General features: G+C 66.0%; 11 protein-coding genes. 3 read left to right on the top strand and 8 right to left on the bottom strand.

Annotated elements, in window-relative coordinates; all coding sequences use genetic code 11:
- The 8 genes from JMF82_RS20180 to JMF82_RS20145 all read right to left on the bottom strand — a co-directional run.
- Positions 1–784: VWA domain-containing protein (locus JMF82_RS20180; RefSeq protein WP_201316320.1), on the bottom strand; the 784-nt coding region annotated here is incomplete at its 3' end.
- A 3-nt stretch (positions 785–787) separates the two neighbouring features.
- Positions 788–1,813 (bottom strand): VWA domain-containing protein, encoded by a 1,026-nt coding sequence (locus JMF82_RS20175; protein WP_201316319.1) that lies wholly within the window; start codon positions 1,811–1,813, stop codon positions 788–790.
- Positions 1,800–2,303: a DUF4381 domain-containing protein gene (locus JMF82_RS20170; RefSeq protein ID WP_201316318.1), complete on the bottom strand. Its 504-nt coding sequence runs from the start codon at positions 2,301–2,303 to the stop codon at positions 1,800–1,802. Before JMF82_RS20170 ends, JMF82_RS20175 begins: the two co-directional genes overlap by 14 nt.
- A 4-nt stretch (positions 2,304–2,307) precedes the next feature.
- Positions 2,308–3,258, bottom strand: a complete 951-nt coding sequence (locus tag JMF82_RS20165) for a DUF58 domain-containing protein (protein ID WP_201316317.1) — start codon at positions 3,256–3,258, stop codon at positions 2,308–2,310.
- 55 nt (positions 3,259–3,313) lie between these two features.
- Positions 3,314–4,297 carry a MoxR family ATPase gene (locus tag JMF82_RS20160; protein ID WP_201316316.1) on the bottom strand — a complete coding sequence of 328 codons (984 nt, stop codon included), beginning with the start codon at positions 4,295–4,297 and terminating at the stop codon, positions 3,314–3,316.
- A 66-nt stretch (positions 4,298–4,363) separates the two neighbouring features.
- A complete protein-coding gene (locus JMF82_RS20155) occupies positions 4,364–6,895 on the bottom strand; it encodes a fused MFS/spermidine synthase (RefSeq protein WP_201316321.1) in 2,532 nt (843 codons plus the stop codon).
- Between the two features lie 121 nt (positions 6,896–7,016).
- A complete protein-coding gene (locus JMF82_RS20150) occupies positions 7,017–8,687 on the bottom strand; it encodes an arylsulfatase (protein WP_201316315.1) in 1,671 nt (556 codons plus the stop codon).
- 101 nt (positions 8,688–8,788) lie between these two features.
- Positions 8,789–9,655, bottom strand: coding sequence for an HAD family hydrolase (locus JMF82_RS20145; RefSeq protein WP_236585599.1), 867 nt, complete (start codon positions 9,653–9,655; stop codon positions 8,789–8,791).
- 738 nt (positions 9,656–10,393) lie between these two features.
- Between JMF82_RS20145 and JMF82_RS20140 the strand changes: the two genes are divergently transcribed.
- From JMF82_RS20140 to JMF82_RS20130, 3 genes are all read left to right on the top strand, one after another.
- The gene (locus tag JMF82_RS20140; protein ID WP_201316313.1) at positions 10,394–10,897 is read left to right on the top strand and encodes a hypothetical protein; all 504 of its coding nucleotides are present in this window, start codon (positions 10,394–10,396) and stop codon (positions 10,895–10,897) included.
- 31 nt (positions 10,898–10,928) lie between these two features.
- Positions 10,929–11,096 carry a hypothetical protein gene (locus JMF82_RS20135; RefSeq protein ID WP_201316312.1) on the top strand — a complete coding sequence of 56 codons (168 nt, stop codon included), beginning with the start codon at positions 10,929–10,931 and terminating at the stop codon, positions 11,094–11,096.
- A 263-nt stretch (positions 11,097–11,359) separates the two neighbouring features.
- Positions 11,360–12,922 (top strand): toll/interleukin-1 receptor domain-containing protein (locus JMF82_RS20130; protein ID WP_201316311.1); only part of this gene is annotated, 1,563 nt, incomplete at its 3' end.

Genomic DNA, 12,922 nt, shown 5'->3' with positions numbered 1-12,922 from the left:
AAAGACGCTGCAGCGCCTCGTCGTCCAGTTTGGACTCTACCGGCGCCCCATCGGCTCCCATGGCCAGCGCACCGGAAGCTGCGCGCAGCGGACCGCCCTTGGTGGTGCCGACGGCGAGCACCAGGACCTGCTGGCGCGAGGCCTCGTGATGCTCCATGAACGCGCGGATCTGGGTGTCGTCGAAGCCGCTGGTGAAGAACACGATGGTGCCTGGATCGCTCTCCGCGTCGAGCATGCGATCGGCCAGCGAGAGCGCCGCGGCGGCGTTCTGCCCCTTTGCTGGCAGCAGATCGGTGGATAGCGCGCCAAGGAACAGATTCATCAGGTCCGGATCGTCGGTGGGCGGCAACACCATGTGCGCCGTGCTGGTGTAGACGATGAGGCCCACGCGGCCGCCGGCTCGCAGCTTCATCAGGTCGCGCACCTTCTGCTTGGTGCGCTCCAGCCGCGTGGGTGAGACATCGATCGCGTTCATGGCCGGCGACAGGTCGATGGCCACCACCATCGGCGCGCGATCCTCGGCGAAGGGCGGCGGATCGAGCTCCCAGGTGGGACCCGCGCAAGCGATGCCGCCGATCACCAGCACCGCACACACCAGGTGGATGGGGCGCACGCGCCAATGCCCGTGATCGCCCACCACCAGGTGCGCCAGCAGGTGCGGCGCGATCATGCCCTTCCATCGCTGCAGCGGATCGTTGCGCCGCTGCCACCACCACCACAGCAGCGGCCCGAGCGGCACCAGCAGCAGCCACAGCGGTCGGATGAAATGGAAACCCTGGTCCATTCCTCAGGCCTCCGTCGTACCGGCCACGGCATCGGCCATGGCCGTGCGGCGCTGCCTCAGCGGCGCGACCAGCCCCAGCATCAGCAGGTGATAGGCGAGGATCAGCAGCAAGGCAACACCCAGTGGCACGTAGTAGAGCTTCACCCTGGGGCGGTAGACCGAATGCTTCACCTTGCTCGGCGTGATGCGGTCGAGCAGCGCATAGATATCCGCGAGCTGCTGCCGGTTTTCGCCGCGATAGCTGCGCCCGCCGGTGGCCGCGGCGATGCGCTTGAGTGCATCGAGGTCCACGCGGTTCTCGCCCACGGCGCCGGGGTCGCCGATGCCGATGGTATGGATCACGATGTGATGTTCCCTGGCAATGGCAGCCGCCTTCTCGGCGGGCAATCGCGACGCGGTGTCGTTGCCATCGGTGAGCAGGATCAGCACGCGCTCGCGCTGCCGCGAACGCTCGGTCATCTTCACCGCCATGCCGATGGCGTCGCCGATGGCGGTCTGCGGCCCGGCCATGCCCACGCGCAGCTCCTGCAGCAGGTCGCGCACCGCCACGTGATCGAGGGTGAGCGAAGTCTGCGGGAACGCATTGGTACCGAACACGATCAGGCCGATGCGATCGGTGGTGCGGCGCCGGATGAAATCGTCCACGACACCTTTGACCGCCGTGAGGCGATCGATGCGCTCGGCGCGCTCGTCCACGAAATCGGGCGTCGCCATCGAGCCGGAGAGATCGATGGCCAGCAAGAGGTCGCGCGCCGACTCGGTGCGTTCCACCGGCGGCTCCAGCCATTGCGGACTGGCCAATGCCAGTACCGCAAGCACCCAGCACAAGGGCGCCAGGATGCGCCTGAGCCAGTTGCCGCGCAGGATCACCGCGCCGCGCGATGGCGTCTGCCCGGTGATGCGTGCCAGCTCGTCGAAGAACGGCACGCGTATGGCCCGCGTGCGTTCGCCATACGGCGGCAGCAGCCACCACACGAGCAGCGGCAAGGGAAGCACCAGCAGCAGCCAGGGGTACTCAAGCTGGAACATGGTCATCGATCCAGCGATGCAACAAGGCCAGCAGCGCTTGCGAATCATCGGGCGTGATGTCACCGCCGCCATAGGCAAGTGCCTGCAGGTGCCGGCCGGCCCCGCGCGTGAAACTATCGCCGGCCAGCGTCCGGTCGAGATAGCCAAGCCATGCTTCGCCGCTGAGTGGCGCCACCGTCTCGCGTGGCGCCCATGTCAGCACGGTGCGCTTGACCAATGCAGGCACGGCGGCCAGGGCCTCCTGCCGCTGCGACGGATCGGCCACGGCCTGCTCGATCGCCGCCAGTTCCCTCTGCGCGGCGCGGCGGTAGCGGTTGCGCCACCAGCGATGCAGACGCAACGCCACGCCCCACAGCACCACCAGCAGCACCAGCGCAAGAAGCACCCACCATCCCGCCGCCTGCGGCGTATAGGGGATCGGCGGCGGCAAGGCGATCTCCTTGAGGTCCGCGATCGATGGCGCCGGTGGCGGGGTGGGCAGCGCGGGCATCGCCTCAGGCCCTCCGCTGCGAGAAGTGGCCGAGCAGGCGCGCCACCTGCTGTACCGTCGGCTGCTCGGTATCGAGCACCAGCAGCGGAACGCCACAGCGCCGCAACAGGTCCACGGTCTGCTGCAATCGCGTGTCGAACATGGCGCTGAGCGGCTCGCGCACGGTCTTGCGGCCGAAGTCGATCTCCACCTGCAACTCGCCTTCGGTGACCACGATCTTGCCGCTGGCGGGCATGGCGCGAGCCGACGGGTCATAGACCAGCACGGCGATGACATCGTTGTGCGAGGCCAGTTCGCGCGCCAATTGCAGGGTCTGCTCGTCCGCACCGAAAAAGTCGCTCACCACGCAGACGAGGTAGTCATGCGTGGCCAGGTGCAGTGCCGAGCGCAACGCCGCGTCGAGCTGGCTTGCCTGGGGGCGCGCCGCCGTGTCGGCATGCAGCGCCTGGTTGCTGCGTGCGAGCGCACCCAACGTGGCCAGCACGCGGCTGCGGCTGCGATGCGGCCGCACGGCTTCGATGCGGCTGTCGTCGAACACGACGGCACCGGATCGATCGCCCGCCTGGAACGCCATCCACGCGCCCAGCGCGGCCATCTCGGCCGCCACCACGGATTTCATGGCGCGCCGCGTCCCGTAGAACATGGAGATGCGCTGGTCCACCACGAACAACGCGGGACGATCACGCTCTTCGGTATAGGAGCGCACCAGGGCATGCCCTACGCGCAGCGACGCCTTCCAGTCGAGATGACGCAGGTCGTCGCCCGGCACATAGGCGCGGATCTCTTCGAAGTTGAGTCCGCGTCCGCGCAGTCGCGACGCATGGCGTCCCGCGAGAATGCTGTGGTGCGGGCGATGCGGCGTGGCCGCGAGGCGACGTGCGTCGTACTCCAGCCGCGCCAGATGCGCAGGCGTGACGTAGACGGTACCGAGGTCGCTGGGTTGTATCTGGGCCATGTTGGATACCGCAGCGCGTTGGACTCCTTCTCCCCTCCGGGGAGAGGGAGTGGAATCAAGCCGGCACCGCCACCAATTCCAGGATCTTGTCGATCACCTGGTCGGCGTGGATGCCTTCGGCACTCGCGTCGTAGGTGAGGATGAGCCGGTGGCGCAGCACGCCATGGGCCATCGCGCGCACGTCGTCCGGCGTCACGTGCGGACGGCCTTCCAGCCATGCATTGACGCGCGAGGTGCGTTCCAGCGCGATGCCGCCGCGCGGGCTGGAGCCGATCTGGATCCACGTGCCCAGCGTCTTGTCGTAACGTTCCGGATGCCGCGTGGCGTCGACGATGGCCATGATGTACTGCTCGATGGCCGGCGCGACATGGATGCCGTGGATTTCCTTGCGTGCCTCGAACACGCGCTCCGGCTCGATGAGCCCGGCATCCGCGGCCGTGTCGCCCCCCGTGGCGGCGGCGATCTCTTCGCCGCGGACCAGTTCGAGCACGCCGATCTCGCTGTCGCGCTCGGGATAGCCCACCAGCACCTTCATCAGGAAGCGATCGAGCTGCGCCTCGGGCAAGGGATAGGTGCCCTCCTGCTCGATCGGGTTCTGCGTGGCCATCACGATGAACAGATCCGGCATCTTGTGCGTGGCGCCCGCCACCGTGATCTGGCGTTCCTCCATCGCCTCGAGCAACGCCGCTTGCACCTTGGCCGGAGCGCGGTTGATCTCGTCGGCGAGGATCACGTTGCCGAAGATCGGGCCGGGTTGAAACTGGAATACGTTCTGCCCGCCCTGCTGGTGCAGCACTTCGGTGCCGGTGATGTCCGAAGGCAACAAGTCGGGCGTGAACTGGATGCGGCGCATCTGCGCGTCGAGGTGCTTCGCCATGCTTTTCACCGCGCGCGTCTTGGCGAGGCCAGGCAGGCTTTCCAGCAGCAGATGTCCATTCGCCAGCAGGCCGACGATCATCTGGCGGACCAGCTCGCGCTGGCCGATGATGGATGTCTCCATCTGCGTCTGCAGTGCGTTGATCGCCTTTCGCGCGCTCATGGCCCCTCGCTGCCTCCTGACTTTCCTCGCGCGATGCCGGCACAGCCTGCGCCACGCGCGTCCACGCTATGGACCGTCGCCGGCAATCCACCGGTAGTAAGGATTGCCGCCATCCACGCGCATCACCTGCTGCAGCGCGCCGCCCCAGCGCTCTCGGTCGCCCCGGTACGCGGCCAAGCCTGAGGCGTAAAAGGTGAACAGCACGTCGTGCTGCATCCGCATCTCGGCCTGCAGGTCGGCACTGGCGCCGCGAAGCGGTGGCTGTGTCTGCAGTGCGATCAGCTCGGGCAGCACGCGCACGATCTCGTTGCGGCGCACCCAGGTCGCGTACTCGATGCTCGGATGGTCGTCGGTCACGGCGGGCGTGTCGCCGGCATACCGCTCCAGCGACGCGCGATCGGCCACCCAGGTGGCAAGCAGGGCCGCGGGCGAGCCGATGCCCACTTCACGCAACGAAGCCGCCACGCCTGGCTGCATGAATCGCCGCTCGATCTGCGCGGCGTCCAGCTCGATGGGGTCGTTCGAGCCCACCAGCAGCATTTCGTGCAACTCGGTGGTCCACAAGGTCGCGTGGGGAAAGGCATCGAGGAAGGCGCGCACCATGGCGCGCGAGTCCTCGTCGTTCTGCGTGGCGATCGGCCACCATTGCGCCAGCAAACCGTGGTCGTTCAGCCGCGATGCCGCCAGTCGATAGAAGTCGCGCGAATACAGGTTCACCACGCCGGATGCGGAAGGCGGCGGCGGCTCCAGCGTGATCATGTCGTAGCGCTGCGTGCTGCGCAGCAACTCGCGTCGGCCATCGCGCAGGCGGATGTCGAGCCCCTTGTCGGCCGTGCCGGCACCGTAGTTGCCCTGGAACTGCGGCGCGGCACGCACCACCGCGGGAAGCAACTCGGCCACGACGCGCGAGGTGAGCCCTGGATATCGGGACAATGCCCCGGCCGTGATGCCCGTACCGAACCCGATCACCAGCGCGGACTTCGGTTCACCCTGATGGATGATCAGCGGCAGCAACGCCTGCAGGCGCATGTAACGCTGCGAAGGCAAGGTGTCGCCGGAATTGGACACGCCCTGGATGTAAAGGCGATGGAAGGTGGTGTCTTCCCTGCCCTGCGCCAGCACGGCCACCGTCCCGCCGCGGCTTTCCTCGTAATAGGTGAGCTCGCCGCCGCGCGTCTGCGCGAGCATGCCAGCCAGCTTGTCCGCTGGCGTCAGCAACGCCAGCGCCAGCGAGCACGCGCCCACCAGCGGCACCAGCCAGGGCTTTCCCTTATGTGGCGTACGGCCCACGAACACCGCGACAAGCCCGACAAGCGCGGCCGCGACGGCCAGCAGGCCCAGCGTGCGCACCAACCCGAATACCGGCACCAGGACGAAACCCGTGAGCGTCGTGCCCACGATGCCACCCAGGGTGTTGAGCGCCACCGCACTGCCGACGCCCTGCCCGCTCCTGCCCGGTTGCGCGCACAACCGGAGCACGGCGGGAAAGGCGGCGCCCAGCAACAGCGTCGGCGCCAGCACGATGGCGGCCGCGGCCAATGCGAAGCGTGCGCACATCGCGGCAAGGCGGCTGCCGGTCGCATCGGTCAGCAAGCCGGCCAAGGACGCCTGCAGCTCACCGAGCCATGGTCCCAGCCAGCTCACCTGCAGCAAGGCCACCAGGCCCGCGAGTGCGATGAGCACGCCAAACGCCGACCACGCATCGCGCCCGCGCTCGGCAAAGCGCGCATAGATCGCGGCGCCCGCCATCAAACCCGATAGATAGACGGCCAGCATCATGGCGAAGGCGAACGCGCGCGTACTCATGAACTGCACCACGGTCTGCGACCACACCACTTCGTAGCCCAGGGCGATGCCGCCCGCGATGGCGTAGAGCGCCAGCGCGAGCCGCGCCGATCGATCCACCGTCACCATGCCCTCCTGTGGCGGTGCGGCTGCCGGCGTGCGAGTACCACGGTCCAGCGCGGCAGCGACGGCCGCCGCGAGCAGGTTCAACGCCGCTGCCGCGAGTGCCGATGCCTGTACTCCCAGCGCAGGCAGCAACACGAACGGCGCGAGCAACACGCCGGCGATCGCGCCCGCCGTATTGGCCGCATACAGTTGCCCGCCCGTACGCGCCACGCTGTCCCGCGCACTGGCCCGTACCAGCACCGGCAAGGTGCCACCCATGGCCACGGCCGGCACACCCACCAGGGCAAAGGGCAACAGCCAGGCAACCCATCCGGCATGAAGTTCCAGCCATGCAAAAGCGGCAGCGCTATGCGCCAGCAACAACGTCGAGGCCACCGCAAGCAACGCGACGGCACATTCCAGCCATGCATAGAGCCGCAACGGACGCGCGAGACCATCGGCCACACGCCCCAGCCATGCGCCGCCCACCGCAAGACCCGCAAAGAAGGCGCTCACCGCGACGGTGACGGCGTAGACCTCCACGCCCACCACAAGCGAGAGCTGCTTGATCCAGAGAAGCTGGTAGACCAGCGCTGCGGCGCCGGAGCCGAACAGCAGCAACGCAGGCCAGAACGCCATGGCGGACGCTATGGGCTTGGCCGCGGAGGCGAGCTTTCCAACGCGGCGCTGCTGCACGGCACTGGGCATGGAACTCACGCGAGGCTGGACTCCCTATGAGTATGAAGGGATGGCCGGCCGCTAGCGCAAGTGCTGGCGGCCGGTGGTGAGACGAGAGGTGGCGACATCCCTGTCGCCGACATCGCCAGCTTTACTTGCCTTCCTTCTGCAACTGCATCTTCATCTGCTCGACGGCTTTGTCGATGGTGAAGGAGCCCGGCGTCTGGCTGGGCGGATAGTCCTTGAAGGTAGCGAGGAACGCGCCGGCACGACGGCCCGCCTCCGCGGTGAGATAAGCGTTCTCGGTTTCCCACTGGTAATAGCCGCTGGTGGGACCGATATCACCACGCTCATACGGATCCATGCGCAAGTTGTAGAGCTTGGGCAGGCGCAGGCAGGTGAAGGGCTCCATCCAGATCTGCAAGCCGCCCGGGGCGCGCTGGTCGCAGAACACGGCTTTCCATGCATCCGGCCTGACACCGCCGACCTCGACGGGATCCCATCGGACCGCGACCATCTCGGCATCGTCGTTGAAATAGAAGAACTCATCGCGAGGCGATGTATTGGTCTTGCCAGTCAGGTATGGCAGGAAGTTGTAGCCGTCCAGATGCACCTTGAACGATTTGCCGCCGATGCTGGTTCCCTTCAGCAGCTTGTTGACGATGTCGCCATCGCCAGCCGCCGCCACCAGCGTCGGAAACCAATCCAGACCGGAAATCAGCGCATTGCTGACCGTGCTGGGGCGGATGTGTCCCGGCCAGCGGATCATGGCCGGCACGCGGAAGGCGCCTTCCCAGTTGGAGTCCTTCTCGCTGCGGAAGGGTGTGTTCGCCGCATCCGGCCAGGTGAAGAAGTTCGGTCCGTTGTCGGTGGTGAAGATGACGATGGTGTTCTTGCTGATGCCGGCATCATCCAGCGTCTTCAGCAGCTTGCCGACGTTCTGGTCCATCTCCCACATGCCATCGGCGTATTCGTGGCCCTGCGTGCCCAGTCCCGCCTTGCCGCGGAACTCCGGACGAACGTGAGTGAAGATGTGCATCCGCGTGAAGTTCATCCACACGAAGAACGGCTGCTTGGCCTGCGCCTGCTTCTGGATGTACGAGATGGCACCGCCCGTCGTCTCGTCATCGATGGTCTGCATGCGCTTGACGGTAAGCGGTCCGGTGTCCTCGATCTTGCCATCCGAGTAGGTGTGCAACACGCCACGCGGGTTGTACATCTTGAGGAAGGCAGGGTTGTTCGCTGGCCAATACGGGCGCTCCGGTTCCTCCTCGGCGTTGAGGTGGTAGAGGTTGCCGAAGTATTCGTCGAAGCCGTGCTTGGTGGGCAGGAAGCGGTCCTGGTCACCCAAGTGGTTCTTGCCGAATTGCGCCGTGGCGTAGCCCAGCCCCTTCAGCGCCTGCGCAATGGTGACGTCGCGATCCTGCAGGCCCTGGGCCGCACCCGGCATGCCCACTTTCGACAGGCCCGTGCGCAGCACCGTCTGGCCGGTGATGAAGGTCGAGCGTCCCGCCGTGCAACTGTTCTCGGCGTAGTAGTCGGTAAAGATCATGCCTTCGCGGGCAATGCGATCGATGTTGGGCGTCCGGTAGCCGATCATGCCCATGGTGTATGCGCTGATGTTGGACTGGCCAACGTCGTCACCGAAGATCACCAGGATGTTGGGCTTGCCGTTGTCGCCCTGCTCCTGCTGCTGGTCCTGCGCCGGTCGCGCCTTGACGGCACTGGGCTCCATGGTCACGGCGCCGACGACGAGCAAGGCCGTCGCCACCACCGTCGTGAGAGATTTCAACAGGGTACTGCGCTGCCACGGGGGAATCATGGGGTACCTCCAGGGTGTTGCGGCTGCGCCAGGCAACCGTCGGTGATCACGCAAGCCATTCCATGACGGCACCCTGGCCTGGTGCCGCAACCCTCACTGCGTTACTTCTTCTCTGCCGGAAAGACCGCGTTCCAGTCCTTGCGCATGTCGACCACGGTCCATCCCTTGGCCGTCGCTTCATCGAGTGCCTTGTCCAGCTTTCCCACCGGTGACTGGCGGTCGTAAGCCCATTCGCGTGACGCGTCGGTGTGGTGCACCAGGCCGGCGAAGCGTGCGCCGTCGCCCGATGCGGTCCACTCCAGCATCTGCTGGTCGCCGTCGGAGTTGCCGAACGCGAAGATCGGCTTGCGTCCAATGAACCGCTCGATGCCAACCGGCTTGCCCGGGCCGTCATCGACCAGGGCCACCTTCGCTTCCTTCATCAAGACGGGTTTGCCATCGCGCAACTCGAACTTCAGTTCGCCCTGGCTGCCGATGATCTGTTCGGGCGGGATGCCATAGGCGGCCGTCGCCCAGGCCCGCATGAAGTCCTGCCCGCCACCGGAAACGATATAGGTCTTGAAACCGTTGTCGCGCAGGTAATGCACCAGCTCGAGCATCGGCTGGTAAACCATCTCGGTGAACACGCGCCGCGTCTTGGGGTGGCGCGCGGTGGACATCCACTCGTTGACGTTTCGCGCGAACTGTTCCGTGGTCATGCCGGCATGCGTTGCCGCCACCAGTTGCACGATGCCGTTTTCACCCGATGCGGCGACGCCTTTCAGGTCACCGGCGAGGGCCGACTTGAAGGGTTCGGTGGTCTTCCATTCGGGGTGCTGCGGCGATTGCGCCTGCAACTGGTCGATCACGAAGAAGAACTGGAAATAGATGGGCTGCTCGGCCCAGAGCGTGCCGTCATTGTCGAATACGGCGATGCGCTGTTCGGGCGGCACGAAGTCGGACGAGCCTGTAGCGGTGACCTTCTTCACGAAGTCCACGATGTGCCGCTTAGCAGGGCCGTCATTCCACGAAGGGAGCGCGTCCTGCGCAGCAAGACAGGCATCGCTCCACCACAGAAGAACGCATAGCAACACGGCGAGCGCATGCCATGTCCCGATCGCATGCCGACTTGGGGTGATGGGCGCTGCGGCCATCCGACTCTCCCTTCATCCATCGCCTGGGGAGACGGGCGCATAGCGAGGCGCGCATTACTCCCTGACAGCGCGACCTGCATGAAGCCGCAGGAGGCGCGCAGGACACGCATCTGCCAGCATGTCCGCCGGCACCATTGCGGATTCGGGCGGCCCTGGCAATTGGGGAGTCTACGTAGCGCTTCTAAGCAAAATTACTGGGCCCTTCCGCGAAGCCGCGGTGCTGCGGGCTTTCCTCGCGTGACGTCCAGGTGAAGGCGAAGGCGATATCTTGCGGAACAGCAGGCAAGACGCGCGATAATCGACAACGCCATGGGGAGTCGGCGCAACGCGCGCCGTCATCGGCTCAACCGCCCGGTACACGAGGACTTCCCGTCCAGGGACGGCGTGTTCTTGTCTGGGAGCGGGCATGTCATGGCGCATGGTGTCGATCCACTGGCCTTCCGGTGCCGTACCCGCGCTTTCCGCGTGGAGTGCGTGCGCGTCCGCTCTTTTCCCTCCGCGATGCATGTGCAACGCGTGGGAAGCCGTTGCTTTCGCCGAGCCATCTCCTCCCTTGACTGACCGGAGCATCCCATGACCGTGCACACGATTCCCGTGAAGTTGATCGTGCCGCCTGGCAAGCCACCGTATCTGCACGTGGATATTCGCAACAGCACCATCCGCATCACCAAGGACCGCCGGCCGCAGACCATCGAGTGGTCCCTGCAACACCATGGCGCGCCCGGCCACTTCAACGCGCTGAACGATGCGATATCGCCGGGCTTCCTCTGGATAAGCCCGCCGTTCCCCGGCATTTTCGGCCCTCCCAGGCTCGGCCATCGCGACCAGACCCTGGCGTTGCTGGATGACCACGACCTCGAAGAAAAGATCGGCACCTGGTACTACCGGCTGAGCGCCACGATCGGCGGCGTGGTGTATCGGACTCGTTTCGAATCACCGTTTCCTCCGCGGGTTAGCGCCCTGCGCAGTAGTCGCATGACCTCGGACACCACCAGCTCCCCCACCGTTTCGAAGCCGCTTCTGGTGGTTGGCTATGAACCCCGCGGAGCCGGCAACCCGACGATCAAGAACCGCTGACCCGCCTGCCTCACTGCATTGGGAGAACAGCATGTACGACATCCTTGATGGTGCATCGCCATTCGAATCGAACATCGCCGCTGCGGCGGCGCCGGCTCCAGCTCCGGCGCCCGCCCCGGCACCAGCCCCCGCCCCGCCGCCGTCACCCGACCGCACGCCCCAACCGGATACGAGCAACCCGCTGATCAAGAACCGCTGAGCCATGCCAGCCAGGCAGTCGTAGTTTCGGTCCGGTGCCGCGTGAAAACCGCATGAAGGAATTCGGCGAACGGAATACGCCATACGGAAGGTCAGACGTATGGCCGTCCATAAGGTCCGTCCACCCGCGCACGTGCTAGTCTGCGCAACCTAGGGGAGCCAGTCGTCTTTCGATGCCGACGCTGGCCTAAGCTTTACCGCCGCCCATGAATGAGGATGACCCGGCAAGGGACTGCACTGGCTGGTACAGGAGTGCGACTCGTCATGGCGCAGGATCCCGGCGTACCGGAAATCCGGTATCGCGCATTCATCAGCTACAGCCACCAGGACAAGGCCTGGGCCGACTGGCTGCATCGTTCGCTGGAGAGCTACCGGATACCGCAGCGGCTGGTGGGGCAAGTGACGCCCGCCGGCATCGTGCCAAGGCGCCTGTTGCCCATCTTCCGCGACCGCGACGAACTGGCCAGCGCCACCGACCTTGGGCGCAAGGTCAACGAAGCCCTGTCCGAGTCGGCCAACCTGGTGGTGATCTGCTCGCCGCATTCGGCCCGCTCGCATTGGGTCAACCAGGAAGTATTGGCTTTCAAGCGGCTCGGACATGCGGACCGCATCTTCTGCCTGATCGTCGCCGGCGAGCCCAACACCAGCGACGTCGCCGGCCGCGAAGGCGAGGAGTGCTTTGCTCCCGCACTGCGCTTCGAATGGGATGACGCCTCCCAGGGCATGTCCCGACAACGCACCGAACCCATCGCCGCCGACGCACGCCCCGGCAAGGACGGCAGAACCAATGCAAAGCTGAAGCTGATCGCCGGCCTGCTCGATATCGGTTTCGACAAACTCAAGCAGCGCGAACAGCAACGGCACCAGCGCCGCCTCGCGGCGGTCGCCGCCGTCGCTGTCGCCATCACGCTGGTGACATCGACGCTGGCCGTGATCGCCGTGCACGCGCAGCGCGTCGCGGAGCGCGAACGCAACCAGGCCGAGGGCCTGGTGAGCTTCATGCTGGGCGACCTCAACGACAAGCTGGGGCAAGTGCAGCGCCTGGACATCATGGAAGCCGTCGACGATCGCGCCATGGCCTACTTCCAGTCGTTGCCGAACAACGACGTCACCGATGTCTCGCTCGCACAGCGCGCCAAGGCGCTGGAAAAAATCGGCAGCGTTCGCACGGACCAGGGCCATCTCGACGCCGCCATGCAGTCCTACCAGGCGGCCGCCAACATCGCCGGATCGCTGGCGGAGCGCGAACCACGCAATGTCGCCAGGCAGGTGGCCTATTCGCGCGTGCTCGCGTTCATCGGCATCACCGAGTGGTACCGCGGCAACCTGCCGGCCGCGGAGAAGAACTTCACGATGGCGCAGGATGTCCTGCGGCGCACCACGGTGGCCGGCGCGCCCGACAAGGACTTCATCCAGCAATGGGCCACGGTGGACAACAACCTGGGCCATGTACTGGAGTCGCAGGGCAAGCTTGAGCAGGCCGCCACGCAGTATCAAGGCATGCTCGCGCATTGCCGCGAGCTGGTGCGCGGCAAAAACCCCAAGACGGACTGGCAGGAGCTGCTGGGCGAGGCGCACAACAACCTCGGCAAGATCGCGCTGATGCAGGGCGACCTTGCTACCGCCATCGCCGAGTACCGCGCCGACGACGCCATCGAAACCGCACTGAGCGAGCACGATCCGCGAAACCACGACCAGAAGGAGAACATGGTCCGCGTGCGCGCCATCCTCGGGCGCACCATCGCGCTGGGTGGCGATGGCGACCTGGGCGGCGCGCATCTTCGGGAGGCCATCGAGGGTGCCATGCAGCTCGCCGACTTCGAACCC

The organism is Dyella sp. EPa41, assembly GCF_016586165.1.
Lineage (GTDB): Bacteria > Pseudomonadota > Gammaproteobacteria > Xanthomonadales > Rhodanobacteraceae > Dyella.
Note: the sequence above shows the minus strand (reverse complement) of the source record. Positions and strands in the feature narration are given on the sequence as shown.